Below are 23,992 nucleotides of genomic sequence, written 5' to 3' on the forward strand. Positions count from 1 at the left end.
CTTTCGAATTTGCCTAAAATTTGAGGAAAATTCGCGGCTTCGCTGCAAGCCGTCTTTTGCGTGAGCGTGTCATCATAGTGCCCATAAAAGAGGTCATGCCGAGGATGCATGATCCGTCACGGATGGATAGACGATCCATCCCGGATGAGAGGCAAGTAAGATGGGCTTTCTGATCAGGATGGCTTTCTGGTTTTCGCTGGTGCTGCTGGCGCTGCCGCTCGGCGTCGGACCGGGCGAAGACGGCCAGCAGAGCGTCGGACCGATCCAGGCGCTGTTTGCGGCGCGCGAGGCGGTCGGCGACATCGCAGGGCTCTGCGAGCGCAAGCCCGACGTCTGCGAAACCGGCAAATCGGCCATGTACACCATCACCGTTCGCGCCAAGGAAACGGCCAAGATCGCCGCGGCCATGATCGACGACCAGCAGTCCGGGCAGCCGGCCGCGCCCGAGACGAAGGTCGCGGATGGCGCCGTCACGACCACCGGCAGCGTCGCCGAGGACATCGTGCTGCCCGCCAAGGTCAACATCCCGGTAATGCTGACCGCGAAGAATTGAGTTCTTTCCAGCCGTTTCACTCGGCTCTTTAGTTCTGGCGCAATTCCGGACGAGGGCGACGTGGCCGAGCCTGACCGCTTCGCACTTTTCCTGGAATTGCTCTGTCTTTGGTTTTTGGCGCAATTCCGGACGGAAAACCGCTTCGCACTTTTCCTGGAATTGCTCTCTTTGATTTTGGCGCAATTCCGGACGGAAAACCGCTTCGCACTTTTCCTGGAATTGCTCTCTCTTTGGTTTTTGGCGCAATTCCGGACGGAAAACCGCTTCGCACTTTTCCTGGAATTGCTCTAACGCCGCGGGCCCGTCCGACCTCTCGACGCCCGCGGCGTCTTTCTTTTTCCGTGACGCGGCAGTGCCGGGTCACTATATGCGGGACAATGACCACCTCGATCCAGACGATCCGCGACGACTTTTCCCTGCTTGATGAGTGGGAGGACCGCTATCGCTATGTGATCGAACTCGGCGAAGGCCTGCCGCCGTTTCCCGAAGCGGCGCGCACCGCCGCCAACAAGGTGCCTGGATGCGTGAGCCAGGTGTGGCTCACCACCGAGCAGCGAGCGGGTGCCGATCCGGTGATCAGCTTCCAGGGCGATTCGGACGCCCATATCGTGCGTGGCCTCGTCGCCATCATGCTGGCTCTGTTCTCAGGTCGGCATGCAAGCGAAATCCAGAACACCGACGCCGAAGCGACCCTGAAGGAGCTCGGCCTCGACGAGCATCTGTCGCCGCAGCGCGCCAACGGCCTGCGCTCGATGGTCAAGCGCATCAAGCGCGACGCTGAAGCGGCGTTGAAGCAGACGGCCTGATCAAGTCGACATTTCAAATACCCAAGACAGCAAAACGGCGCCCCATAGGGCGCCGTCGAACTGCTTGAAGAGCTGCGGCCTCTCAGCGGCCTTTGCGCTTGCGGCCCAGGCCCATCTTCTTGGCGAGCTGCGAACGGGCAGCCGCGTAATTGGGCGCGACCATCGGATAGTTGGCGTCCAGGCCCCACTTCTCCCGGTATTCTTCCGGCGTGAGATTGTAGTGGGTCATCAGGTGACGCTTCAGCGACTTGAACTTCTTTCCGTCCTCAAGGCAGACGATATAGTCGTCATGGACGGAGCGCTTCGGGTTGACGGCCGGCTTCTGCTTCTCGGCCGACGGCTGCTCCGGCGAGCCGCCGACCCGGCCCAACGCGGCATGAACGTCGGCGATAAGGTTCGGCAGTTCCCCAACGGGCACCGGGTTGTTGCTGACATAGGCGGCGACGACATCGGCTGTCAGCTCGATCAGCGCATCACCGTTTTTCGAAGGTGTTTCGACGATTTCCATAGTGCTAAGGCCCCAACGAGAGTTGTTTCTAAAACTGCGCCCTTTTTTCTAGGATCGGGCATCGCGCGAATTTCATGCAGGAAAGCCTGCGATTCGCGTCAGTTATCTTAATGGCGCTGCATCGCAAGTAAGTCAATTCGTCCATTGACTTATATTCGCCGATATTCATCAAATATTGCCGATTCAGCTTCAAAAATTCGTGCACCGTGTAACTTCGCGAGATTTTTCTGGCCAGACCAGCATGCCGTGACGTTACGTCATCGATATGTTAGACATCCGATCGCCATTCGACACGGCGCCCAATGCTTGGCAATGCTTGCGTGCCTGTTGCGCCAGCGCGATGAATCCTGCAGCGCAACGCGGCGCAAGGACACCGCCTCGCCGGCCGAACCGGCAAGGTGGATGACAAGATCCTCAGTAAGGCGCGACGTATTTGCCGTAGACCCAGCCGGTGAGGAAATGGCCATTCTGGGCCGGGTCGTGCCAGACCTCGCACCAGCGATAGCGGATCATCTGACGCTGCTTCCAGTTCGGCTGCCGGGCGATATCGAGCAGGTTCACGCCACCGGTGCAGCGGCCGGTCATCTGCAGCACGGTGCCGTTCGGATAGGCGGCCTGCTTCTGCGACGCGTTGGAAGGATATTTTCGCGCGTTGAGCGTGTCGCCGAACGGCACTCCCGCCACTTGCCACGCGGCAAAGACGGTTGCATGAGACTGGCTGGAAAAAGCCAGAACCGATGCGGCGACAGCAACAGCCATAGCCATAAGTACACAGGATTTCATCTTTCCCCCTTCAACTTAGCTTCTGAAGAGCAACTTGAACCACGCCCCTTGAACCGCCGCCGAGCGGCGTGTTCATTCGTCATTCAAGCAAATTCCGCAGCGAGACGTAATGACCCGAGCTTCCGCCTTGACTTCCGCCTTCCCGGCCGCCAACCCGCCGACGCCCGAGAAACATCCGGTTTCCGACACCCATCACGGCATCACCCGCAGCGACGACTATGCCTGGATGCGGGCCGACAACTGGCAGGCCGTGTTCCGCGACCCTTCCCTGCTCGACGGCCGGATCCGCTCCCATCTCGAGGCTGAGAACGCCTATCAGGCCAAGCTGATGGCCGGCACGGCCGACCTGCGCGGCAAGCTGTTTGCCGAGATGAAAGCGCGCATCAAGGAAGACGACTCGAGCGTGCCGATGAAGGACGGTCCCTACGCCTATGGTTCGTCCTTCCGGCAGGGCGGCGAGCAGCCGCGCTATTTCCGCACGCCGCGCGACGGCGGCGCCGAGACGATCCTGCTCGATGGCGACGCAGAGGCAGAGGGCAAGGCCTATTTCCGGCTGGGCGGCGTCGACCATTCGGCAGACCACAAGAAGCTCATCTGGGCCTTCGACGACAAGGGCTCGGAATTCTTCACGCTGCGGGTGCGCGACCTTGCAAGCGGCAAGGAACTTGCCGACCAGATCCCGGATACGGGCGGCGGCGGGGTGTGGAACGCCGGCGATGACGGCTTCTTCTACACCCGCCTCGACGACAACCATCGCCCGTCGAAAGTGTTCTTCCACGCGCTCGGCGACAAGCCCGAGAACGACCGGCTGATCTATGAGGAGACCGATCCGGGCTTCTTCATGGATGTGAGCGGCACGCGCGCCAACGACTGGATCATGATCGGCATCAACGATCATGAGACATCGGAGTATCGGCTTCTGCCGGCCAACGATCCATCGGCCGGGCCAAAGCTGGTGGCGGTGCGCGAGACCGGGCTGCAATACGATCTGGAAGAAGGCGGCGACGTCTTCTTCATCCTGACCAATGCCGACGGCGCCAAGGACTTCAAGATCATGACCGCGCCGGTCGCCAATCCGGTGCGCGCCTACTGGCAGGAACTGGTGCCGCACGAGCCGGGGCGGCTGATCCTCTCGGTGCTCGGTTTCAGGGACCATATGGTCAGGCTGGAGCGCAAGGAGGGCCTGCCGCGCATCGTCGTGCGTGAGCGCGCCAGCGGCGAGGAGCATTTCATCTCCTTCGACGAGGAAGCTTTCTCGCTCGGTCTCTCCGGCTCCTACGAATACGACACCGAAGTGATGCGCTTCACCTATTCGTCGATGACGACGCCGGCGCAGGTATTCGACTACAATATGCGCAGCCGAGAGCGCACGCTTTTGAAAACGCAGGAGGTGCCGTCCGGCCATGATCCGGACCACTATGTCACGCGCCGTCTGATGGCGCCCGCCGCCGACGGCGAACTGGTGCCGATCTCGCTGCTATACCATCGCGACACGCCGCTCGACGGTTCCGCGCCCTGCCTGCTCTACGGCTACGGCTCCTACGGCATCACGGTGCCTTCGGCCTTCAACACCAACTGCCTGTCGCTGGTCGACCGCGGCCTCGTCTATGCGATAGCGCATGTGCGCGGCGGCAAGGACAAGGGCTATGGCTGGTACGACGACGGCAAGCGCTCGCATAAGATGAACACCTTCACCGATTTCATCGCCTGCGCCCGCCATCTCGTCGCCGAGCGCTACACGCAGCACGACCGCATCGTGGCGCAAGGCGGCTCTGCCGGCGGCATGCTGATGGGCGCTATCGCCAACATGGCGCCCGAGAGCTTCGGCGGCATCGTCGCCGAGGTGCCGTTCGTCGACGTGCTCACCACCATGCTCGACGCCAGCCTGCCGCTGACGCCGCCCGAATGGCCGGAATGGGGCAACCCGATCGCCTCGGCCAACGACTACAACACGATCGCGGCCTATTCGCCCTACGACAATGTCGACGCGCTCGACTACCCACCGATCCTGGCGCTGGCTGGCCTCACCGATCCGCGCGTCACCTATTGGGAGCCGGCGAAATGGGTGGCGCGGCTGCGCGAACGCAAGGCGGGCGGCAACCCGGTCCTGTTCAAGATCAACATGGATTCCGGCCATGCCGGCGCATCGGGCCGCTTCTCGCGGCTGGAGGAGATCGCCTACATTTACGCCTATGCCCTGAAAGTGACCGGCAAGGCCTGATTTTCCGCTCGCAATCCAGAGGACCGCGCGTTACGCAATGCGCGGTCATTTTTTGGCCGCGGCCCTCCGGGCCGCCAGTTCCCATTCACAAGGCTCGTCATGCTGCTCGTCGACACTTATCTCGACAAATCGTCCATCCAGGGTATCGGCGTCTTCGCCAGGCACCGCATCGCGAAGGGTACGCTGGTCTGGAAGCTCGATCCGAGGTTCGACCGACGCATCCCGGTCGACACCTATGAGGCCCAGATCGGTCCGGTGAAATCCTATCTCGACCGCTATTCCTATCCGGACCGGCACGACCCGAGCTTCATCGTCTTCGAAGCGGACGACGCGCGTTACATGAACCACGACGACGACCCGAACTGCGACGTCTCTTCGTCCGAAGAGACTTACGCCCTGCGCGACATCGCACCCGGCGAGGAGCTGACCTGCAACTACAATCACTTCTTCGAAGACGGTTTTGATTTTCTGGGCGACCGCCACCCGTGAGCAGCGGGCAGACTCGCTGTCAGGATTGACAAACTCCGCAGCTTCGGCGCACCTTCGTGGCCGGTAGATACAACCTGCTGCTTGCACCCCCTTGGGTACGGTGAATGTATCGAGCCAATTCAGGCTCCCTTTGCCCGAACGAACGGGTCAGTAACGCAAGCCCCTGTCGCTTTCCGTTCGTTTACGCAGAGGATGATCTCATGCGCGTTTTCCGCGACGCTAAGGCTATGGCGCAAACGCTAAGTGAAGCGCTGGCCGCCAAATCCGTTTCCCTTTCTCACAGCGAAAGCCTGGAGTTGATTGCCAAGATTCTTGGCCTCCGTGACTGGAACATATTGGCCGCAAGGATTCAGGCGAGCCAGCATGCAACTGCACCCGGAGCGGCGCCAGTAGCGGTCCCTTCCAGTCTCACACAGACAGAGATCCCCATTTTTCCCATGCGGGATCTTGTGCTGTTCCCGCAAGCGATCACGCCTATTTTCGTGGCGCGCGACAAAACGCGGCGCGCCGTCGAACATGCCATGGCAGGTGATCGCAGGGTTCTTGTGGTCGCTCAGAAGCATGGTGCCGATGACGATCCCAGCACTCTTCAATCTCTCCATTCGGTGGGCGTTACGGCGAACATAATAAATAGCCAGACACAGATGGACGGGGTTCTCAAAGTCACGGTGTCCGGCCTTCAGCGCACGGCCATCACACGCCTGATCAGTCGCGAATTCCTAGCAGCCGAGATAGAGCCCATTGAAGAACAGCGCGGCAAGTCGGAGGAGGCTGCCTCACTTTCTCGTATGGTGCTTGATGCGTATCAAATCCACGCCAAGATCGACCTTTCCTCGCTTCCGGTGCGCCAGCGAGTCCGCTTCGGTCTTCCTTCAACCGAAAATCCCAGTCTGTTGGCCGATACAGTCGCTCAGCGTCTATCGATAGGTATCGATGAGAAGCAGCAGCTTCTGGAAACCAGTGATGTCGTCGCGCGGCTCGGAAGGGTGCTCGAGTTGATAAATATCGGCCAGCCGGAGCAATAAATCGGCGGTGTTCTCAGCTCGCCGGCTTGCGCGCCGGATAGCCGTTGGGATGCGGCGGCACGGCCTTGAGGTAGGCCGCGATTGCGGCGCGGTCGTCGGCGGTCAGCTGCGCCATGTTCTTTTGCACCTCGACCATGGCGCCGCCGACGGAATCGAAATCGGGCGTGAAGCCGGTTTCGAGGTAGTTGGCGATGTCGGCTTCCGACCAGCTCTTGATGCTCTTCCCGTCGGGCGTGATGTTGGGCACCACGCCCGAGCCTTCGGCCGCCACGGCGCCGGCCAGCCATTCGCCCTTCTTGACGCCGCCGGCGAAATCGCGCGGCGTATGGCATTCGCCGCAATGTCCAGGACCCTCGACCAGATAGCGGCCGGCCAGAACCTTGTCCGGCGCGCCGCCGGGCAGCGCGATCACCGGTTCGGGGCTGAGATAGAGAAGCTTCCACAGGCCGATGCCGCGACGAATGTTAAAGGGGAAGGACAGCTTGTGATCCGGCGCCTTGGCGGCAACCGCCGGCAGCGTCTTCATGAAGGCGTAGAGATCGGCGATGTCGGTCGGCTTCATGCGCGCGTAGGACGCATAAGGGAAGGCCGGATAGAAATGTTCGCCGGAAGGCGAGACGCCTTTCAGCATGGCGTTGGCGAAGTCTTCCTCGCTCCAGGCGCCGATACCGTCCTTGGCGTCCTGCGAGATGTTGGGCGGCACGAAGGTGCCGAACGGCGTCTTCAGCTCGAGGCCACCGGTCAGTTGCAGGCGAGCATCGCCCTGCGATCCCGGCTTGGCGTGGCAGGAGGTGCAGCCCCCGGCATAAAAGATGCGCTTGCCTTTTGCCGCGTCGCCCGGCCCAAGCTGCGCGACGGCCCCGGTGTCAAGCCTGACCGGCGCCGACAGCACCCAGCCGGCGGCGGCCGCGGCGCCGCCAAGCACGATGGCGGCGCCGACCAGCTTCTTCAGCCAGGCCATTTCAGGCGATCAGCCCTTCTTGACCCTGTAGCTCTGATGGCAGGCGCCGCAATCGCCGCCAAGGGTGTTGAGCTGCGCCTTCAGACCATCGACATCACCCGGCGGCGAGGCGACCGCTTCCTTGGTGTTGGCCAGGAACTTGTCCTCGGCGGCCTTGAAGCCGGCCATGTCTTCCCAGATCTTCGGCGCGGCCGTGGTGTCGCCCTGATCGGTGCCGGCCGGGAAAAGCTTCTCGGCATCGAACTTCTCGGCATTGGCCTGCAGGGCCTTCAGCGTCGTCAGCACGGCGGCCGCGTCGAAATCCTCCTCACCCTTGACCACCTTGGACAATTGGCCGGCGAGCTTGCCGCGCTCCTTCATCAGGGCCTGGCGATCCTGAATCGGATCGGCAAAGGCGACCGAGCCGGCAAAGGCGAGCATAGAGATGGCGAGGACAAGCTTTCTCATTCAATTGGCTCCATGGGAAGAGAACTACGGGGACTGAACGTTAACGGGCGTCAAAGCGGGATTATTCCCCTTCGCCGTGACGATTTTGCTGGCTGGCTTGCGTTCTCCTTGCTCGAAAAAGAAAAGCCCCGGCGTGCCGGGGCTTTTCATCAAAAATCGCTCAGCCATTACAGCGCCGCGCGCCTTTCGGCGCGCAAAGGACGCTGTAACGCTTTGATTCTGCGCATGATCCTTTCCGAAAATCGATCTCGATTTTCGGGGTCATGCGCGAGCCTTTTCGTACATTTCCAGGACGTGGTCCCAGTTGATCAGGCTGTCGACGAAGGCTTCGAGATATTTCGGCCGCGCATTGCGGTAGTCGATGTAGTAGGAATGCTCCCAGACGTCGACGCCGAGGATCGGCGAGCCGCCATGCACCAGCGGGTTCTCGCCGTTCGGGGTCTTGGAGATTTCGAGCTTGCCGTTCTTGACCGAAACCCAGGCCCAGCCGGAACCGAACTGAGTGGTGCCGGCGGCAATGAAATCCGCCTTGAACTTGTCATAGCCGCCGAGATCGCTGTCGACGGCCTTCTGCAGCGCGCCCGGCAGCTTGTTGCCGCCGCCGCCCTTCTTCATCCACTTCCAGAAATGGATGTGGTTGTAGTGCTGGGCCGCGTTGTTGAAGAGCCCGGCATTCTTGCCGAAGGACTGCTTGACCACCTCTTCGACCGACAGGTCGCCCATTCCGGCCTCGGCGGCCAGCTTGTTGCCGTTGTCGACATAGGCCTTGTGGTGCTTGTCGTGGTGATACTCCAGCGTCTCCTTCGACATATAGGGCTGAAGCGCCTCGTAGTCGTAAGGCAAAGCGGGCAACTCAAAAGCCATGGATGGTACTCCCTCGAGGAAAAAGTCCGGTGAAACTACCGAACTTAGATAGGTCTGGAATGGGTTGGGGCAACTCCGGAATGAAGCGCCGAGCGACTTTAGAGCAATTCGCGGAAAAGTGTGAAAGGGTTTTCCGTCCGGAATTGCGTCAAACAAGAGAAAGAGAGGTTCGCCGTTCCGTGAAACGCTGAAACTCCAGCCGCTCAAGCGGCGGAAGTCGAATGCGCCCATTCCCAATAGAGCTCGCGCGCCTTCTTGGCCACGGGTCCGGGCTGCAGGTCGCGGTTCTCGATGCGGGTGATCGGCACGATTTTGGAATGGTTGCCGGTCGAGAAGATCTCGTCGGCTTCGAGGAAATCACGGACCGACAGCGTCCTCTCGGTGGTCCTGAAACCATAGTCGCCGAGCAGGTTGATGGTGCGCGAGCGGGTGATGCCGGACAGAAACGTGCCGTTCGGGGCCGGCGTCATCACATGACCGTCCTTGACCAGGAAGATGTTGGAGGTACCGGTCTCGGCGACATTGCCCAGCATATCGAGCACCAGCGCGTTGTCGAAGCCGCGGTTCTTGGCCTCCAGGATGGCGCGGCCATTGTTGGGATAGAGGCATCCGGCCTTGGCGTTGGTCGGCATGGTCTCGATGGTCGGGCGCCGGAACGGCGAGACGCCGATCGAAAAGCCGGATGGTGGGATCATCGGCGATTCGTAAAGGCAGAGGCAGAAGCGCGTCGAGGCCGGATCGGCCGGAACGCCCATATAGCCGCCATGCTCGGCCCAGTACATCGGCCTGATATAGACCGCCGTGTTGCCGTCGAATTTCTTCAGCCCGTCCCAGGTCAACCCGACGATCTCTTCCGCGGTCATGGAAGGTTTCAGACCGAGCGCGATCGCCGAGGCGTTGACGCGGGCGGAGTGAAGCTCGAGGTCGGGCGCGACGCCCTCGAACCAGCGGCCGCCGTCGAAGACGCTGGTGCCGAGCCACATGGCATGGCTGCGCGGGCCCAGTATCGCGACATTGCCCTCGTACCAGTCGCCGTCCACATAGGTCCAAGTCGCGGTTTGCGCCGCTGCCGCCAGTGTCATGTCTGCCGTCCGTATGGATGATTTCAGGCCGGCATAGGACGATGCTTTGACGGCCGGCGTCAACCGACATGGGCAAAAATCGTTGAGGCCAGCGGCACTTAACTGCAATCAGCGCTTGCACGGCGAGGCTGGCCGCCGCAAAACTCTTCCATGCATCACGCGGCTTATGTCTTCGACGCCTATGGCACGTTGTTCGACGTGCACGCCGCCGTGCGCCGCCATGCCGGCGAGATCGGCCCGGACGGCCAGCTGCTGTCGGAAATCTGGCGCGCCAAGCAGCTCGAATATTCCTGGGTGCGGACGCTGATGGGCGCCTACGCCGATTTCTGGCAGCTCACCGAGCAGGCGCTGGACTTCGCGCTGAAGAAGGTGCCCTCGGCCGACCCGGCGCTGAGGGCCAAACTGCTGGAAGCCTATTGGCGGCTCGACTGCTACCCGGAAGTGCCGGCGGTGCTGAAAGCGCTGAAAGGGTCCGGCGCGAAGCTCGCGATCCTCTCCAACGGCTCGCCGGAGATGTTGCAGGCGGCGGTGAAATCCGCTGCCCTCGATCAGATCCTCGACGACGTGTTTTCGGTCGATGCGGTGCGCAAATTCAAGACCGACCCGTCGGTCTACGACATGGTGGTCACCGGCTGGCGGCTCTATCCCGGCGCGGTGTCGTTCCAGTCGTCGAACCGCTGGGACATAGCGGGCGCCACAAGGTTCGGTTTCCGCACGGTGTGGATCAACCGCGCCGACCAGCCGGACGAGTACCGCGACTTTCCGCCGGGGCTGATCCTGCCCTCGCTCGAAGGTCTGCTTACGGGGTAGCTGAAGCAATTCCAGGAAAAGTGTGAGGCGGTTTTCCGTCCGGAATTGCGTCAAAAAAGGAGAAAGGGCGGTTCGGCGTTCCCCCGAAACGGCGAACCGCCCTGAACCGTCCTGTTGCTGCAGCGCAACAGCCGTGGCGCGGTCACAGCTTCGCCTTTTTCTGTCCACCCTCAGGCCAGAATTGGAACCGCCTATCGCCGCCGACTGTTATGGATGCCGTCGGCGATAAGCCTTCGCATTCATGCTTTCTTGCGAATTAAGACCTAGAGCATGATCCCGAAAAGTGGGAACCGGTTTTCGGAGAAGATCATGCTCCAACAAACAGTTAGATCAGAGCAGCGGTTCAACGAAACGCCGCTCTGATCTAAGAAAAGGCAACCATGTCAGACGTTTCCTTCCGCCTCAGCCGCCGTGGCTTCCTCAATTTGACAGCTCTCGGCGCTGCTTCGGCCGCTGTTTCGGCTTGCACAACCACCAGTGATCAGGGTCCGGCACCGGTTCAAACGCCGCCGCCCCAGGCCTATGTCGAGCCGCCGCTCGGCGACTATGAGACGATGTATGGCGCGATGTCCGACAATGGTTTCGACCTGCCGGCCATTCCGGTGAACAAGATCGATCACCGATTCCTGCGCCAGATCGTTCCCGATCCGACTGGGCAGCGCCCCGGTACCATCGTCGTCGATACCACCGGCCACTTCCTCTATCTGGTGCGCGAGGGTGGCCAGGCGATCCGCTACGGCGTCGGCCTCGGCCGCGCCGGCTTCGAATGGTCGGGCGACGCGGTCGTGCAGTGGAAGCAGAAGTGGCCGAAATGGACGCCGCCGGACGAGATGGTCGCGCGCCAGCCGGAACTGACGCAATACAGTGCCAAGAATGGCGGCATGCCGGGCGGCCTGAAGAACCCGCTCGGGGCGCGTGCGCTGTATCTCTTCCAGGGCAACCAGGACACGCTCTACCGCCTGCACGGTTCGCCCGAATGGTGGTCGATCGGCAAGTCGGTGTCGTCGGGTTGCGTGCGCCTGATCAACCAGGACATCATCGACCTCTATGACCGCGTGCCCACCAAAACGCCGGTCATCGTGACAGCCAATATAGGCGCGCCGGAAGAGGACATGCCGGAGCGCAAAGCAATCCCGATCGACAACGGCGTGCCGACGGGCTCGATCCTGCTCGGTCCGGTGAAGAAGCTCACCAACGAGATTTTCTGACCTGCTCAAAAGCGCGATGGGCTTTGAGCCTTTGTTTCTCGTGCATGTCGTTTTCCCAAAACCGCTGCACACTTTTGGGCGACATGCATTGGTCGTCAGCGGTGCTCGGCCAATAGGGCGGCCAGCACCGCAACGCCGCGTCGCAATGCCTCCGTATCAAGCCCGGCGTAACCCAGGATGAACCCGGCCTCGCGCGGCCGAGGGCCGGTCGGTTGGTAGAGCGGCGATACGGGATAGAGACCGATCCCGGCGGAGCGAGCCGCCGCGATGATCGCGTCCTCCTGTTCAGCGGCCGTGCCCTTCATCCAGACAACGAGATGCAGTCCCGTGTCGGCGCCCTCGACGACGGCCTTTGAACCGAAATGATCGGCCAAAGCCTGCAACAGCACCTGCCTTCGCTCGGTATTCCTTCTGCGGATGCTGCGCACGTGGCGCTCGTATGCGCCGCTCGCCAGCAGCTCGGCCAACACGTCCTGTTCCAGCATCGGAGCATGCCGGTCGGTCAGTCGCTTTGCCTCGCTGAACGGCCGCCGTAGGCTGGCGGGGACAACGAGATAGCCGAGCCTCAAGGTGGGCGAGAGCGTCTTGGACATCGTCCCGACATAGATGACGGAGTCCGCGTCGAGCGCCTGCAGAGGCGGAATGGGACTAATGTCATGGCGGTATTCGCCGTCATAATCGTCTTCGACAATATAGGCGCCCGATGCCGTGGCCCACGCAAGCAGCGCACGCCGCCGCGTCGCCGACAGCACACCGCCGAGCGGAAACTGATGCGAGGGCGTCACATAAGCCAGACGGGCCGGCGGCAGCGAATCCGCCCTTAGCCCATCCGCGTCGACGGCAACCGGCACGGCGATACCGCCTGCAGCCACGAAGGCATGGCGGGCCAGCACATAGCCGGGATTCTCGATGATGAACGGGTCGCCGGGATCGAGCAGCAGCCGCGCGCAGAGGTCGAGTCCTTGCTGCGAGCCGTTGACGATGACGATCTGGTCCGGCGTGCAATTGATCCCGCGGGCGCGCCAGAGATAGGCCTGAAGCGCATTGCGCAGTACGAAAGATCCCTGCGGGTCGCCATAGCGCAGTCGCGCGGCACGGTTGAGGATTGCCTTGTTCGAGGCCCGCCGCCAGGCCAGCACGGGGAAGTCAGCGCCGGACAGGTCGCCATAGCGAAAATCCGCAACCTTGGCCGGCCGCTGTTCCGTCGGCGAAGGCAGGGTGAGCAGCCGGCGCGCGAATGCCGAGAGGTTTCGTGGCGAACCAGTCGTGACCGGCACCTCGCCCGACACCCTCTCCAATCCTGGAGCCACGATCGCACGCGCCCCTTGCCGGATGATCAGATAGCCTTCGGCATCGAGCTGGTTATAGGCCGCCGTCACCGTGGTTCGCGACGCACCCCATTCAGCGGCAAAGGCTCGCGACGACGGCAGGCGGTCGCCGGGCTGGTAAGTGCCGTTGTGGATCTGCGCCTTGATCGCCGCGATGATCCGGCGCGCGACGCCTTCCTGCTCCAACTGGACCACAGAAAACCTTCAAAACTGGATGTTCAAAGCAAGCCAGAATTGAGGCATCTTCAGTTGCGACGCAAGGAGTTTTGTCATGTACACGCCCCCCGCCTTCCGCGATGACGACAAGCAGAGCCTCACAGCCACGATCCGCGCTACGCGGCTGGCCACCTTGGTCACCGCCACGGCGGAGGGGCCGTTGGCGACGCCGTTGCCGCTTTTATTCGACGCCAACGAGGGCGAACATGGCGTGATCTACGGCCACGTCGCGAAGGCAAATCCGCAATGGCGCGTGCCGCAACTGGGTGACGGCTTGGCGATCTTCATGGGGCCGGACGCTTACGTGACGCCGGCCTGGTACCAGACCAAGCAGGAGACCGGGAAAGTCGTGCCGACCTGGAACTATGTCGCTGTCCATGCGCATGGACCGATCGAATTCTTCGAGGACGCCGACAGGCTGCTCGAGGTCGTGACCCGCCTGACCAACCTGCATGAAGGCGAGCGCATTGCGCCTTGGTCCGTATCGGATGCGCCGGCGGATTTCATCCAGTCGCAATTGCGAGGCATTGTTGGCCTGCGCATCCCGATCACGAGGCTCGAAGGCAAGCGTAAGATGAGCCAGAACCGCAACGCGGCCGATCGCGCCGGCGTCGTGTCCGGTCTGGCGGCGAGCGAGCGGGCTTCCGATCGTGAGGTCGCGCCGCTCATCCCGTCGTGACAGCCGACACCAGCTGATTGCCAGTGAGCCCATCATGCCGGACCTGACCCAGTTCGCCCTGTATTTCGCCGCGGCCCTCCTGCTCGCCATCACGCCCGGCCCGGGCATTTTCTATGTCGCCGCGCGCACGCTGGCCGGAGGACGCGCGGAAGGCATCGCCTCGAGTTTCGGGACGGGGCTGGGCGGCATGGTGCACGTGCTCGCCGGCAGCCTCGGCGTTTCAGCCATCGTGCTCGCCAGCGCGGAGCTGTTCACGGCGTTGAAGCTGATTGGCGCCGTCTACCTCGTCTGGCTCGGCTTTCGCACCTTTCAAGCCGCTCGCCACGAGGCAAAGACAATGCTGGAAGGCGGCCCGCCGGCGCCTGCGGTCGGCGCGAGCAAAGCATTTCGCGAAGGTGTGCTCGTCGAGGCATTGAACCCGAAGACGGCTGCCTTCTTCCTGGCCTTCATTCCGCAATTCGTGAACCTGGGCGCTGGCCACGTTGCCTTGCAGTTCATGGTCCTCGGCTTCATATCGGTAACGCTCAACACGCTCGCCGACGTCGTGGTCGCCTTTGCGGCCAGCCGAATCCGTGAGGGCGCAACCGGGCGCTCAGGCGTGATCCGCCGCCTGCGCGAGGCCTCCGGCGGCGCAATGATCGCGCTTGGCATAGGCCTGGCCATAGCCAAGCGCCCTGCCCTGTGATTGCCCGGCCACGCACGGTGGGCTGCGGATCTGGCTAGGTCCGCAATGCCTCGCCGATGGCGTCGTCGAGACGATCGACGATCGCGTCGATGGCCACGACATCGCAGATGAAGGGCGGCGCCAGAAGCACGTGGTCGCCAACTGCACCATCGATCGTGCCGCCCATCGGGTAGACGAGAAGGCCGTTTGCCATGGCGGCCTTCTTGATGCGCGCATGCAGCTTCCGCTTCGGATCGAAGGGCTGCTTGGTCGAACGATCCTCGACCAGTTCGACGGCCATGAACAGGCCGCGCCCGCGAATGTCGCCGACATGAGGATGATTGCCGAAGCGCTCGCCGAGCCGGCGCGCCAGATGCGCGCCCATGGCTTTCACATTGTCGAGCAGCCTGTCGCGGGCAATGACCTCCTGGACGGCGAGCGCCGCGGCACAGGCCATCGGATGGCAGATATAGGTGTGGCCGTGCTGGAAGAGGCCTGAGCCGTTGGCGAAGGCGTCGAATATCTTGCGGCTGAGCAGGACAGCGCCGATCGGCTGATAGCCGCCGCCCAGACCCTTGGCGATCGTCATCAGATCGGGGGCGACGCCATCCTGCTCGCAGGCATGCAGCGTTCCGGTGCGGCCCATGCCGCACATCACCTCGTCGAGGATCAGCAGGACGCCGTAACGATCGCAGATCTCGCGGATACGCCGCAAATAGTCCACCACAGGCGGCACCGCGCCCGCCGTCGCGCCGACGACCGTTTCGGCAACGAAGGCCATGACCGTTTCCGGTCCGAGCTCGATGATCTTGTCTTCCAGCGCCTGCGCCGCGCGCGCCGCATAGGCCTCGTCGGTCTCGCCGGCTTCCTGGAAGCGATAGGCGAAGCATGGGTCGATGTGATGCGTTTCGATGAGCAGCGGCCGGAACTGGGCGCGGCGCCATTCGTTTCCGCCGGTCGCGAGCGCGCCGAGCGTGTTGCCGTGATAGCTCTGCCTGCGTGCGATTATGTTGCGGCGTTGCGGCTGGCCGATCTCGACGAAATACTGCCGCGCCATCTTGAGCGCCGCCTCGACCGCCTCCGAGCCGCCGGACACGAAATAGGCGTGGCTGATGCCGGCAGGCGCGTCGGCGACCAGCCGGTCGGCAAGGGCTTCGGCGACCTCGCTGGTGAAGAAGCTGGTATGGGCGTAGGCCAGAGTGTCGGCCTGCCGGTGCATGGCGGCGATGACATCGGGATGGCCGTGGCCGAGGCAGGAAACGGCGGCGCCGCCCGAGGCGTCGATATAGGCGCGCCCATTGCTGTCGAAGAGCTCGATGCCCTTGCCGCCGCTGGCGACCGGCAGCGAAGCGTGGATCTGGCGATGCAGGATATGGGTCATGATTTCCTCCGGCCGCGCGGCGGCAAGATGTGGATGTCGAGTTGGGAGAGTTGGTCCTCGGTGCGGCGGATGGCGGCAAGCGCCTTGTCCCCGCCCTTGCCGGCGATCAGCGCCGCGAGGATTTCGCCGACGACGAAGGCCGGCGCCATGGCATGGAAGAAGGACGGGCTTTCCGTCGGCACCAGCACCGACAGCGCGGCGAGGCCGACAAGCGGTGACACGGCACTGTCGGTCAGCGCGATCACCGGCACGCCGCCTGCCGCGGCGCGGCGGGCAAGATCGACGGTGAGCCTGGTGTAGGGAGCGACGCTGACCACGAACAGGATGTCTTGCGAGGTCGCGAGGCGAATGGCGTCGGTGCCGGTTCCCGATGCGCCGTCGAGCATCACCGCCTTTTCGCCGAGGAAGGACATGACGTAGGAAAAATGCGCGACGACCGGATGGCTGGAGCGCAGTCCGAGGCAGAATATCCGGCGCGCCGCATGCAGCCGCTCCGCCGCCGCGACTAGCGTGTCGAGCCGCTCCGGCTCGCCAAGTTCGGCGATCTGGCTGGACAGCGATCTTATCATTTCGGCGGCCAACGCCCGGTCGCCAACCTCCTGTTGGTGCGCCAGCTGTGTGCCGGCCTTGCCGGCAAAGCCGAGCTCGCCCTGCCGCATGGCATTGGCGTAAAGCGAGCGAAGCGGCTCGTAGCCATCGAAGCCCAGTCGCTTGGCCAGACGCACCATCGTCCAGGGCTGCAGGCCGGCGCGCCGCGCCTGCTCGCGCATCGACAGCAGCGCCACGTCCTCGGGGTTGTCGAGAAGATAGCGGGCAGCGTCCTGGAGCTGCGAAGGCAAGCTGTCGAAGACCTCGACGATGGCATCGGTGAGCGGCGCGCGGATCATGCCACAACCATAGACGCGAATGCATGGTTGTGCAATATATGTTGCACAAGTTTATCTATTGCAACAAATGGAGCAATCGATGCCGAACCAAAATCGCGTTGCGATCGCCGTGGCGCCAAATGGCGGCCGGCGCACCAAGGCCGACCATCCAGCCTTGCCGATCACTCCGGATGAGTTGGCGGATGTGGCCGCCACCTCGCTCGATGCCGGCGCCGCCATGATCCATGTCCATGTTCGCGACCGCGACGGACGCCACTTGCTCGACGCCGAGGCTTACCGGGCCGCGACAGCGGCGATCAGGGCCAGCGTCGGCGACAGGCTCGTGCTCCAGATCACCAGCGAGGCGCTGGGTCTCTATCGCCCGGAACAGCAGATGCGGGTAGTGCTGGAAGCGCGGCCCGAAGCGGCTTCGCTGGCCTTGCGCGAACTCGTGCCCGACCCAACGCATGAAGCGGCTTTCGCGTCGTTTCTCGAAACGCTGCGGGTGGAAAAAGTCACGCCGCAGATCATCCTCTATACCCCCGAAGAGGCGAGCTATCTCGCGGCGCTCGCTGGTCGCGGCCTGATCCCCTTCGACAATCTGCCGGTTCTCTATGTGCTCGGCCGCTATACGGTCGGCCAGACATCCCGCCCCGCCGACCTGCTGCCGTTCCTAGCGCCTGGCATCGCCGCCGCCAGCCATTGGATGGTCTGCGCCTTCGGTGGCCAGGAGACGGCCTGCGTGACCGCAGCGGCGCTGCTCGGCGGACATGCGCGCGTCGGCTTCGAGAACAATCTTTTCCTGCCCGATGGAGCCCTGGCGTCCGGAAACCAGGACCTCGTCGTGGCCACGAGGCGGGCCGTCGAAGCCTGCGGCCTCGCCGTTGCCGACGCCGACGTGTTGCGAAGCCAGTGGTTGAATGCCTAATGCATCAGCATTTTGCAAATTTGCAGTGCATTTTATATTACAATGCATTTTCAATTTGCCGACATGACTCAACGGTGCTAGGCTTCCCGGGCAATTCCAACAAAAAGGGGAACCCGAAAATGAAGTTCGCACTTGCAAGCCTCACCGCCGCCGCGGCCGTCGCGGCAACGCTCGCCTTCGGTCAGCCGGCCTTCGCCGACGACCTGATCGTGGCGACCGACACCGCCTTCGTTCCGTTCGAATTCAAGGAGGGCGACAAATATGTCGGCTTCGACATCGACCTGTGGGCCGCGATCGCCAAGGATATCGGCGTGACCTACACGCTGCAGCCGATGGACTTCAACGGCATCATCCCGGCGCTGCAGACCAAGCAAGTCGATGTCGGGCTGGCCGGCATCACCATCAAGGACGAGCGCAAGAAGGTCATCGACTTCTCCGACGGCTATTACGACAGCGGCTTCCTTTTGATGGTGCCGGTCGACAGCACGATCAAAGGACCGGACGATCTCGTCGGCAAGACGCTCGCCGTGAAGACCGGCACGTCGGCGACCGACTACGCCAAGGAGCATTTCAAGGGCACGGAGCTGCGCCTGTTCCCGAACAGCGACAACGCCTATCTCGAAGTCGCGACCGGACGCGCCGACGCCGCCATGCACGACACCCCGAACGTGCTCTATTACATCAAGACTAACGGTCAGGGGAAAGTGAAGACGGTCGGCCCGCAGATGATGGCGCAGCAATATGGCATCGCCTTCCCGAAGGGCAGCCCGCTCGTTGCCAAGGTCAATGCTTCCATCGCCAAGCTGAAGGGCGACGGCACTTACGCCGACATCTACAAGAAGTGGTTCGGCACCGAGCCGCCGAAGAGCTGATCACCGGGGTTCCCGTTGGATCTTCTGGCGCGCCGGCATGGCCGGCGCGCCTCCCCTGAAGGATAGCTCTCATGGATTTCGACTGGTCCGTCATCTGGCAGGCCCTGCCCGAACTGTTGAAGGGCGCCCGCCTCACCGTGCTGATCGCGCTCGCCGGTCTCGCTGGCGGCCTTGTCATCGGCTTCGCCGCCGGACTGGCGCGCGCCTATGGCAACATCGTGCTCAACGCCATCGCCATGGTCTATGTCGAGATCATCCGCGGCACCCCGATCATCGTGCAGGTGATGTTCATCTATTTCGCGCTGCCGATCCTGGCGGATGTCCGCATCAACCCGCTGGCCGCCGCGATCATGGCCATCATCATCAATGCCGGCGCCTATATCGCCGAGATCGTGCGCGGCGCCTTCCTTTCGGTGCATCGCGGCTTGCGCGAGGCCGGCCTGGCGCTCGGCCTGCCGTTCTGGAAAGTGCTTGTCTACATCATCGGCCCGCTCGCCTTCCGCCGCATGATCCCGGCGCTCGGCAACCAGTTCATCGTCAGCCTGAAGGATACCTCGCTGTTCATCGTCATCGGCGTCGGCGAACTCACCCGGCAAGGCCAGGAAATCATGGCGGCCAACTTCCGCGCCGTCGAGATCTGGTCGGCAGTGGCGATGTTCTACCTGATCATGACGGGCACGCTTACGCTCATCCTGCGGCTGACCGAAAAGAGGATGCGCATCCTGTGAGCATCGTGGCGTTCAACAAAGTCACCAAGCGCTTCGGCCAGGTCACCATACTCGACCAGGTGGATCTTTCGATCGAGCCCGGCGAGAAGGTCGTGCTGATCGGCCCTTCCGGCTCCGGCAAATCGACGCTGCTGCGCTGCATCAACGCGCTGGAGGAGATCAACGGCGGCGATCTCGTCGTCGACGGCATCAGCGTCAAATCAGGTGGCCGCAAGGTCCGCCTGATCCGCCAGGAAGCCGGCATGGTCTTCCAGCAGTTCAACCTGTTTCCGCAGATGACGGCGCTGGAGAACGTCGCCTTCGGCCCGCGCCGCGTGCGTGGCGAAACGCGGCAGGAAGCACGCAAGCAGGCGCTGGAAATGCTCGCCAAGGTCGGCCTTGCCGAACGCGCGCATCACTATCCGAGCGAGCTTTCAGGCGGCCAGCAGCAGCGCGTCGCCATTGCGCGCGCGCTTGCCGTCAAGCCGAAGCTGATGCTGTTCGACGAACCGACCTCGGCGCTCGACCCCGAACTCAGGCACGAGGTGCTGCGCGTGATGCAGGCGCTGGCCGAGGAAGGCATGACGATGATCGTCGTCACCCATGAGATGGCCTTTGCCCGCAAGGTCGGAACCAGGCTGATCTTCATGGAAGGCGGCAAGATCGCTGTTGACGGCGAGCCGCGGGAGCTGCTTGCAAACCCGCAGAACCCTCGCTTGAAAGAGTTTCTCCAGCATGTTGCATGATGCCGGCCGCCGGCTTTCCTTCATCGATGTCGCGGGTTCGCCCTATGACGTCGGGGCCGCCCTCGGGCGCTTCGGCCGGACGGCGCTCAACGACCATTTCCAGACGTCCGCCGCATGGCGCGAGCTCAACGCGCGCCGCGCCGATCCGCGCATCGGCACGATGGCGACGATCGTGCGGGAGCGGTTTCCGCGCTACTGGGCCGAACTGCAGGGCCTGGCCGCCGGGCTGGAACTGGCTTTCGACGACGTCTTCCTGTGGAACTGCCGCGGCGACATCTGGGCGATGGCGCCGGATGGCTGCACGACGGTGCAATTGCCGGGATCCCCGCATGTCATCGGTCACAACGAGGACGGCGATCCGGATTTCGCCGGCCATTGCGCGCTGGCCCATGTGACGTCCGAAGGCGGTAACGCATTCACCGCCTTCGTCTATCCCGGCTCGCTGCCCGGCCACACGTTCGCGGCGACGTCGACAGGGCTGGTGCAGACGGTCAACAACACCAGGCCGCTGGCCGGCGGCGCCGGGGCGCCGCGCATGGTGCTTGCCCGTGCGGTTCTCGACGCAGCGAACCTCGACGCGGCGCTGGCCCTGCTCGAATCGGTGCCGCGCGCCGGCGCCTTTCACCTCACCCTGGCGCAGGCCGGCGACGAGCGGCTGCTCAGCGTCGAGTTCACCGCGCAGGCCCTGTCGGTCGATCGCGTCGAAGCGGCGCGCGTCCACTCGAACCACCTCATCCATGCCGACACCGGGCGCATGTCACAGATCGTCACCGGCTCGTCCGGCGTGCGCCAGCGACGCGGCGAAGCGCTGTTGGATCAGACGCCTCGGTCCGAGCCGCAACGCCGCGCGCTCGACATCTTGTGGGACGCGGCCGACCCGGAGCTGCCGATCTATCGCACCGACCCGGCCGACAGCGATGTCGAGAACACGCTTGCCAGCGCCGTCTTTCGCGTCGGGGCTGACAAGGTCGAGTGGGCTGTCTACGATGCGGCACACGAAGCAGCGCGCTTCGACATGCGGGATGGGCTGGTCCCTGTCGCGGGGTGAACAGGAACGATGCCAGAGGAAGCCGTTGCGGAGCCGCCGCGCACCATCGAGGATCTGAGGGCGCTGGCCCTCTCGGTCGGCCGCGACGAAGCAGGCTTTTCCCTCGGCTCCAAGGCGCATGATGTGTTCGCCAAGCTGGTCGAGGCGCCCGAACAATCGGCCGTCCGCACCATCTCGGAACTCGCCGATCAGTTCGGCATCAATCCGTCGACGCTGACCAGGCTGGCGAAGCGGCTCGGCTTTGAAGGTTTCAGCGATTTCCAGGCCGTCTTCCGCAAGGCCATCGCCGACGACCAGCAGTATTTCTACAGCCGCCAGGCCGGAAGGCTGATGACGACGCCGTCGGCGGGCGGCGCCGAAGTCGAGGTCTTCGAGCGGCTGGCGCGCGAAACGGCGGCGAATGTCGATGGCTTCCTCGGCCAGTTGGACGACGCCTCGCTGAAGGGCGCGATCGCGCTGCTGGCGGGCGCGCGGCGCGTGCGCGTGCACGGCGTCCGCCAGTTCCATTCGCTGGCAAGCTTCCTCACCTATTGCCTGGGCATGGTGCGCTCGGACGTGGCCCTCCTGGACGCGCCGCGCCTCGGCGTCGCGGAAGCGCTGTCACAGCTTGAGCCGGGCGATGTCGTCATCATAGCCAGCTGCGCCCCCTATACCCGCAGCGTCGCCGAGGTCGGGCGTGTTGCTGCGGCAAACGGCCAGAGCGTGATCGCGATCACCGATTCCCGATCCTCGCCGCTCGTTCCTCCAGCCGAGCATGCCTTCTTCATCCCGCATGCCAGCAGCTTCTATTCGAACAGCATGGGCGCCTATGTCGTGTTTTGCGAAGCGCTGCTCAACCTCGTCGCCCGCGAGCTCGGCGATAAGGCGCTGAACTCGCTGGCCGGGCGCGAGCGGCTGATCGCCGAGATGAACATCGAGATCGGCTGATCACCTCAGCCGCTTGAATCGCGCAGCCGGCGCTCAGGTGCAGACCCACTCGCGGATCTTGCACTCCTTCCCCTCGCCGCCGCATTGCGCCGTGGCCTTGTCCTCCGCGTCCTTGCGGGTCGTGGCCGACGCGACGCCCCAGAACGGAGTGGCCGCGCCGCGGCTCTTGCCGACCGACAAAGCCGCGCAATGCTCATAGGGAAAGCCAGTGCCGTCGTCATCGTCCCAGTGGCGGTGGTTGCGGAACACTTCGACCACTCTGCAACCCTTGCCGTCCGCGTTCTCGCAATATTTGAGCGCGATGTCCTCGGCCTCCTGGCGCTTGTCGGCACCCCAGAAGAAGCCGTGCCGTCCGTCGTCCGGCGAATAGGCGATCGCCCCCCAGATGCCTTTTTCCTCACCCGTCTCAGCCGGCGGCGGCGCCACCAGGTCGGCGGCGTGGGCCGCGATCGTAAGTCCGGCCAGTGCCGCCAGCAGCGGGACTGAGAGGCGAAGGTTGACCAGCATTTTCGTAGCTCCCAATTGCAGCGGTTCAGAATCGATGACCGTGCTCCGTCGCTATCCGCCCATGCGCGCGACCGAGACGACGATGCAGGTGTTTCCGGTCGGAACCAGCAGGGCCTGACCGCCATTGTTGGCCAGGTTGAAAAGCATCGTGTTCGACAGATTGTCCGCCGCAACGCTGCCCTTCGGCAGGGTCTGCGTGACCTGCTGGCAGGTCTTCTGGAAAGGAGCCACGCGCACCAGGCTGCCCTCGCAGGTCTGGCCGACCGGCGAAGCGATGACGACGCCGGCGGCCTGCGTCTTGTAGTCCGGCAGGTCGTAGGTCATTCCGGCCACCGCCTGCACTGCATGGGCGTCCGGCGATGCTTTGTCCCATTGCGTCTGGATCGCATAGGTCGTCCCCGCCGTCAGCGACTGCCCGAGCGCGGCAAAGAGATTGGCGCAGGTGTGGACACCCGCCTGGCTCACATGCGCCTGGAACGGATTCTGGTTCGCCGCCGCATCCGCCGCCGCGGACCCGGCTTCGGCCGGCTTGCCCTGGGCGGGCGCCTGCGTTTGCGCTGAGGCGGTTCCGGCGAATGTCGCGAGCGCGGGAAAGAAACGCAGCGACGATATGACTGCAGCCGCGACCACGACCGCGAAAGCGCCGAGCAGCGCGGCGTTTCGGATGAGCCGCCAGGCCGACGAGCGCACCGGCGGCGGGCCTGCCGGCGGCTCCGGCAGCGGAACAGGCTGAGGGCGCGTCAGGATTCTGTCCTCGATGGATTGCCGGGTCATTCGCAAATCTTTCTATTTGATGGTCGAAAGCGCTGTTTTGAGCCCCTTGAAAGGTGCATCGAGGCTGACGGTCGCGCCCGACGGCAGCGAGTAGGAAACCTGGACGGTGGTCTCCTTGCCGATCTGCTCGCGAAGCACGGGACCGACGGACACATAACCGACGCAAACCGACGTGTCGCAGCCTTGAAGCTGAACGTCGACCGGCTGCTTGCGGCCAGCGAGTTTGAGGGAGAGCTTGCTGCCTGCGCCCATCGCGCTGGGGGTCCGCAATATCATGAAGGGCTTGCCTTTCTCATCGGCCGCGAGCGACCAGCTGAAGACCAGGGCCTGGCTGCGGTCGACGAAGGATTGGCTGATGTTGCAGACCTTCTTCCTGGCCTGCAGGTTCTCGTCGCAGATCAGCGTCCAGTTCTCGAACGGGCGCGTGGTCCGTTGGTAGTCGCCGAGTTTTACGCCCGCAGGCACCGCAACGTCCGAAGGCTTTATCCGATAGGCAGACGGAGCCGCCTCCTGTGCGGCCGCGCGCGGGCCGGACAGGAGCAGGCAAGCCACGCACAGTGCGACAGCAGAGACCGCTTGCCTTGCCATCTAT

General features: G+C 63.4%; 28 protein-coding genes. 16 read left to right on the top strand and 12 right to left on the bottom strand.

The annotated features are described in order from the left end of the window. Positions 1-160: 160 nt before the first annotated feature. The 3 genes from KVT37_RS19735 (at position 161) to KVT37_RS19745 (ending at position 1,359) form a co-directional block, all read left to right on the top strand. Positions 161-553 (top strand): DUF5330 domain-containing protein, encoded by a 393-nt coding sequence (locus tag KVT37_RS19735; protein WP_217576110.1) that lies wholly within the window; start codon positions 161-163, stop codon positions 551-553. Between the two features lie 60 nt (positions 554-613). Next, the gene (locus KVT37_RS19740) at positions 614-844 is read left to right on the top strand and encodes a hypothetical protein (protein WP_217576204.1); all 231 of its coding nucleotides are present in this window, start codon (positions 614-616) and stop codon (positions 842-844) included. Between the two features lie 86 nt (positions 845-930). Further along, positions 931-1,359 (top strand): SufE family protein, encoded by a 429-nt coding sequence (locus KVT37_RS19745; RefSeq protein WP_217576112.1) that lies wholly within the window; start codon positions 931-933, stop codon positions 1,357-1,359. Between the two features lie 82 nt (positions 1,360-1,441). Here KVT37_RS19745 and KVT37_RS19750 read toward each other — a convergent pair whose 3' ends face one another. Both KVT37_RS19750 and KVT37_RS19755 read right to left on the bottom strand, forming a co-directional pair. Then, positions 1,442-1,867 (bottom strand): MucR family transcriptional regulator, encoded by a 426-nt coding sequence (locus tag KVT37_RS19750; RefSeq protein ID WP_027164827.1) that lies wholly within the window; start codon positions 1,865-1,867, stop codon positions 1,442-1,444. Positions 1,868-2,281: 414 nt separating this feature from the next. Next, a complete protein-coding gene (locus tag KVT37_RS19755) occupies positions 2,282-2,632 on the bottom strand; it encodes an SH3 domain-containing protein (RefSeq protein WP_254634135.1) in 351 nt (116 codons plus the stop codon). 127 nt (positions 2,633-2,759) lie between these two features. Here KVT37_RS19755 and KVT37_RS19760 point away from each other — a divergent pair, with 127 nt between their 5' ends. The 3 genes from KVT37_RS19760 to KVT37_RS19770 all read left to right on the top strand — a co-directional run bounded on the left by KVT37_RS19760 (position 2,760) and on the right by KVT37_RS19770 (position 6,385). After that, positions 2,760-4,871 (top strand): S9 family peptidase, encoded by a 2,112-nt coding sequence (locus tag KVT37_RS19760; RefSeq protein ID WP_217576116.1) that lies wholly within the window; start codon positions 2,760-2,762, stop codon positions 4,869-4,871. A 99-nt stretch (positions 4,872-4,970) separates the two neighbouring features. Beyond that, positions 4,971-5,360, top strand: coding sequence for an SET domain-containing protein (locus KVT37_RS19765; RefSeq protein ID WP_217576118.1), 390 nt, complete (start codon positions 4,971-4,973; stop codon positions 5,358-5,360). A 200-nt stretch (positions 5,361-5,560) separates the two neighbouring features. Beyond that, complete coding sequence (locus tag KVT37_RS19770) at positions 5,561-6,385, top strand: LON peptidase substrate-binding domain-containing protein (RefSeq protein ID WP_217576120.1); 825 nt, start codon at positions 5,561-5,563, stop codon at positions 6,383-6,385. 13 nt (positions 6,386-6,398) lie between these two features. Here the strand turns inward: KVT37_RS19770 and KVT37_RS19775 are convergent, their stop codons facing one another. The 4 genes from KVT37_RS19775 to KVT37_RS19790 form a co-directional block, all read right to left on the bottom strand. After that, the gene (locus tag KVT37_RS19775) at positions 6,399-7,346 is read right to left on the bottom strand and encodes a cytochrome c (protein WP_217576122.1); all 948 of its coding nucleotides are present in this window, start codon (positions 7,344-7,346) and stop codon (positions 6,399-6,401) included. A gap of 9 nt (positions 7,347-7,355) precedes the next feature. Beyond that, positions 7,356-7,793 (bottom strand): cytochrome c, encoded by a 438-nt coding sequence (locus KVT37_RS19780; protein ID WP_217576124.1) that lies wholly within the window; start codon positions 7,791-7,793, stop codon positions 7,356-7,358. Positions 7,794-8,054: 261 nt separating this feature from the next. After that, positions 8,055-8,657 carry a superoxide dismutase gene (locus tag KVT37_RS19785; RefSeq protein WP_217576125.1) on the bottom strand — a complete coding sequence of 201 codons (603 nt, stop codon included), beginning with the start codon at positions 8,655-8,657 and terminating at the stop codon, positions 8,055-8,057. Positions 8,658-8,860: 203 nt separating this feature from the next. Further along, complete coding sequence (locus KVT37_RS19790; RefSeq protein WP_217576127.1) at positions 8,861-9,739, bottom strand: branched-chain amino acid aminotransferase; 879 nt, start codon at positions 9,737-9,739, stop codon at positions 8,861-8,863. Between the two features lie 150 nt (positions 9,740-9,889). Between KVT37_RS19790 and KVT37_RS19795 the strand changes: the two genes are divergently transcribed. Then, a complete protein-coding gene (locus tag KVT37_RS19795; RefSeq protein ID WP_217576129.1) occupies positions 9,890-10,549 on the top strand; it encodes a haloacid dehalogenase type II in 660 nt (219 codons plus the stop codon). A gap of 380 nt (positions 10,550-10,929) precedes the next feature. Beyond that, the gene (locus KVT37_RS19800) at positions 10,930-11,757 is read left to right on the top strand and encodes a L,D-transpeptidase (protein ID WP_217576131.1); all 828 of its coding nucleotides are present in this window, start codon (positions 10,930-10,932) and stop codon (positions 11,755-11,757) included. 95 nt (positions 11,758-11,852) lie between these two features. Here the strand turns inward: KVT37_RS19800 and KVT37_RS19805 are convergent, their stop codons facing one another. Continuing rightward, positions 11,853-13,280 (bottom strand): PLP-dependent aminotransferase family protein, encoded by a 1,428-nt coding sequence (locus KVT37_RS19805; RefSeq protein ID WP_308642667.1) that lies wholly within the window; start codon positions 13,278-13,280, stop codon positions 11,853-11,855. A 76-nt stretch (positions 13,281-13,356) separates the two neighbouring features. Between KVT37_RS19805 and KVT37_RS19810 the strand changes: the two genes are divergently transcribed. Both KVT37_RS19810 and KVT37_RS19815 read left to right on the top strand, forming a co-directional pair. Beyond that, positions 13,357-13,980, top strand: a complete 624-nt coding sequence (locus KVT37_RS19810) for an FMN-binding negative transcriptional regulator (protein WP_217576133.1) — start codon at positions 13,357-13,359, stop codon at positions 13,978-13,980. Positions 13,981-14,014: 34 nt separating this feature from the next. Beyond that, a complete protein-coding gene (locus tag KVT37_RS19815; RefSeq protein ID WP_217576135.1) occupies positions 14,015-14,665 on the top strand; it encodes a LysE family translocator in 651 nt (216 codons plus the stop codon). A gap of 34 nt (positions 14,666-14,699) precedes the next feature. Here the strand turns inward: KVT37_RS19815 and KVT37_RS19820 are convergent, their stop codons facing one another. Together KVT37_RS19820 and KVT37_RS19825 are read right to left on the bottom strand one after the other, a co-directional pair. Beyond that, positions 14,700-16,025 carry an aspartate aminotransferase family protein gene (locus tag KVT37_RS19820; protein WP_217576137.1) on the bottom strand — a complete coding sequence of 442 codons (1,326 nt, stop codon included), beginning with the start codon at positions 16,023-16,025 and terminating at the stop codon, positions 14,700-14,702. Next, complete coding sequence (locus KVT37_RS19825; protein ID WP_217576139.1) at positions 16,022-16,912, bottom strand: MurR/RpiR family transcriptional regulator; 891 nt, start codon at positions 16,910-16,912, stop codon at positions 16,022-16,024. Before KVT37_RS19825 ends, KVT37_RS19820 begins: the two co-directional genes overlap by 4 nt. Before the next feature lie 79 nt (positions 16,913-16,991). Between KVT37_RS19825 and KVT37_RS19830 the strand changes: the two genes are divergently transcribed. The 6 genes from KVT37_RS19830 to KVT37_RS19855 all read left to right on the top strand — a co-directional run bounded on the left by KVT37_RS19830 (position 16,992) and on the right by KVT37_RS19855 (position 22,119). Next, positions 16,992-17,819, top strand: a complete 828-nt coding sequence (locus KVT37_RS19830) for a 3-keto-5-aminohexanoate cleavage protein (RefSeq protein ID WP_217576141.1) — start codon at positions 16,992-16,994, stop codon at positions 17,817-17,819. Between the two features lie 119 nt (positions 17,820-17,938). Next, positions 17,939-18,691: a glutamine ABC transporter substrate-binding protein GlnH gene (gene glnH, locus KVT37_RS19835; protein WP_217576143.1), complete on the top strand. Its 753-nt coding sequence runs from the start codon at positions 17,939-17,941 to the stop codon at positions 18,689-18,691. A gap of 71 nt (positions 18,692-18,762) precedes the next feature. After that, the gene (gene glnP, locus KVT37_RS19840) at positions 18,763-19,419 is read left to right on the top strand and encodes a glutamine ABC transporter permease GlnP (RefSeq protein WP_217576145.1); all 657 of its coding nucleotides are present in this window, start codon (positions 18,763-18,765) and stop codon (positions 19,417-19,419) included. Continuing rightward, entirely contained in the window at positions 19,416-20,144 is a 729-nt protein-coding gene (gene glnQ / locus KVT37_RS19845) for a glutamine ABC transporter ATP-binding protein GlnQ (protein ID WP_126061996.1), read from the top strand. Before glnP ends, glnQ begins: the two co-directional genes overlap by 4 nt. After that, complete coding sequence (locus tag KVT37_RS19850; RefSeq protein ID WP_217576147.1) at positions 20,134-21,192, top strand: C45 family peptidase; 1,059 nt, start codon at positions 20,134-20,136, stop codon at positions 21,190-21,192. The genes glnQ and KVT37_RS19850 overlap by 11 nt, the downstream gene beginning before the upstream one ends. 9 nt (positions 21,193-21,201) lie before the next feature. Continuing rightward, complete coding sequence (locus tag KVT37_RS19855) at positions 21,202-22,119, top strand: MurR/RpiR family transcriptional regulator (protein ID WP_217576149.1); 918 nt, start codon at positions 21,202-21,204, stop codon at positions 22,117-22,119. A gap of 33 nt (positions 22,120-22,152) precedes the next feature. Here KVT37_RS19855 and KVT37_RS19860 read toward each other — a convergent pair whose 3' ends face one another. Genes KVT37_RS19860 through KVT37_RS19870 form a run of 3 tightly spaced genes read right to left on the bottom strand, consistent with a single transcriptional unit; the run spans position 22,153 to position 23,988 of the window. After that, the gene (locus KVT37_RS19860; RefSeq protein ID WP_217576151.1) at positions 22,153-22,626 is read right to left on the bottom strand and encodes a DUF4189 domain-containing protein; all 474 of its coding nucleotides are present in this window, start codon (positions 22,624-22,626) and stop codon (positions 22,153-22,155) included. Positions 22,627-22,677: 51 nt separating this feature from the next. After that, a complete protein-coding gene (locus KVT37_RS19865) occupies positions 22,678-23,400 on the bottom strand; it encodes a hypothetical protein (RefSeq protein ID WP_217576153.1) in 723 nt (240 codons plus the stop codon). Positions 23,401-23,412: 12 nt separating this feature from the next. Next, complete coding sequence (locus tag KVT37_RS19870) at positions 23,413-23,988, bottom strand: invasion associated locus B family protein (protein ID WP_217576155.1); 576 nt, start codon at positions 23,986-23,988, stop codon at positions 23,413-23,415. Positions 23,989-23,992: the final 4 nt, after the last annotated feature.

Source organism: Mesorhizobium sp. GbtcB19 (assembly GCF_019091085.1).
Lineage (GTDB): Bacteria > Pseudomonadota > Alphaproteobacteria > Rhizobiales > Rhizobiaceae > Mesorhizobium.

Coding starts and splice junctions, on each gene's coding strand:
- KVT37_RS19785 (WP_217576125.1), bottom strand. CDS start 8,657: ATGGCTTTTGAGTTGCCCGCTTTGCCTTACGACTACGAGGCGCTTCAG.
- glnP (WP_217576145.1), top strand. CDS start 18,763: ATGGATTTCGACTGGTCCGTCATCTGGCAGGCCCTGCCCGAACTGTTG.
- KVT37_RS19810 (WP_217576133.1), top strand. CDS start 13,357: ATGTACACGCCCCCCGCCTTCCGCGATGACGACAAGCAGAGCCTCACA.
- KVT37_RS19850 (WP_217576147.1), top strand. CDS start 20,134: ATGTTGCATGATGCCGGCCGCCGGCTTTCCTTCATCGATGTCGCGGGT.
- KVT37_RS19765 (WP_217576118.1), top strand. CDS start 4,971: ATGCTGCTCGTCGACACTTATCTCGACAAATCGTCCATCCAGGGTATC.
- KVT37_RS19825 (WP_217576139.1), bottom strand. CDS start 16,912: ATGATCCGCGCGCCGCTCACCGATGCCATCGTCGAGGTCTTCGACAGC.
- KVT37_RS19815 (WP_217576135.1), top strand. CDS start 14,015: ATGCCGGACCTGACCCAGTTCGCCCTGTATTTCGCCGCGGCCCTCCTG.
- KVT37_RS19770 (WP_217576120.1), top strand. CDS start 5,561: ATGCGCGTTTTCCGCGACGCTAAGGCTATGGCGCAAACGCTAAGTGAA.
- KVT37_RS19870 (WP_217576155.1), bottom strand. CDS start 23,988: ATGGCAAGGCAAGCGGTCTCTGCTGTCGCACTGTGCGTGGCTTGCCTG.
- KVT37_RS19820 (WP_217576137.1), bottom strand. CDS start 16,025: ATGACCCATATCCTGCATCGCCAGATCCACGCTTCGCTGCCGGTCGCC.
- KVT37_RS19775 (WP_217576122.1), bottom strand. CDS start 7,346: ATGGCCTGGCTGAAGAAGCTGGTCGGCGCCGCCATCGTGCTTGGCGGC.
- KVT37_RS19745 (WP_217576112.1), top strand. CDS start 931: ATGACCACCTCGATCCAGACGATCCGCGACGACTTTTCCCTGCTTGAT.
- KVT37_RS19800 (WP_217576131.1), top strand. CDS start 10,930: ATGTCAGACGTTTCCTTCCGCCTCAGCCGCCGTGGCTTCCTCAATTTG.
- KVT37_RS19755 (WP_254634135.1), bottom strand. CDS start 2,632: ATGGCTATGGCTGTTGCTGTCGCCGCATCGGTTCTGGCTTTTTCCAGC.
- KVT37_RS19735 (WP_217576110.1), top strand. CDS start 161: ATGGGCTTTCTGATCAGGATGGCTTTCTGGTTTTCGCTGGTGCTGCTG.
- KVT37_RS19865 (WP_217576153.1), bottom strand. CDS start 23,400: ATGACCCGGCAATCCATCGAGGACAGAATCCTGACGCGCCCTCAGCCT.
- KVT37_RS19830 (WP_217576141.1), top strand. CDS start 16,992: ATGCCGAACCAAAATCGCGTTGCGATCGCCGTGGCGCCAAATGGCGGC.
- KVT37_RS19750 (WP_027164827.1), bottom strand. CDS start 1,867: ATGGAAATCGTCGAAACACCTTCGAAAAACGGTGATGCGCTGATCGAG.
- KVT37_RS19855 (WP_217576149.1), top strand. CDS start 21,202: ATGCCAGAGGAAGCCGTTGCGGAGCCGCCGCGCACCATCGAGGATCTG.
- glnH (WP_217576143.1), top strand. CDS start 17,939: ATGAAGTTCGCACTTGCAAGCCTCACCGCCGCCGCGGCCGTCGCGGCA.
- KVT37_RS19790 (WP_217576127.1), bottom strand. CDS start 9,739: ATGACACTGGCGGCAGCGGCGCAAACCGCGACTTGGACCTATGTGGAC.
- KVT37_RS19860 (WP_217576151.1), bottom strand. CDS start 22,626: ATGCTGGTCAACCTTCGCCTCTCAGTCCCGCTGCTGGCGGCACTGGCC.
- KVT37_RS19760 (WP_217576116.1), top strand. CDS start 2,760: ATGACCCGAGCTTCCGCCTTGACTTCCGCCTTCCCGGCCGCCAACCCG.
- KVT37_RS19780 (WP_217576124.1), bottom strand. CDS start 7,793: ATGAGAAAGCTTGTCCTCGCCATCTCTATGCTCGCCTTTGCCGGCTCG.
- KVT37_RS19795 (WP_217576129.1), top strand. CDS start 9,890: ATGCATCACGCGGCTTATGTCTTCGACGCCTATGGCACGTTGTTCGAC.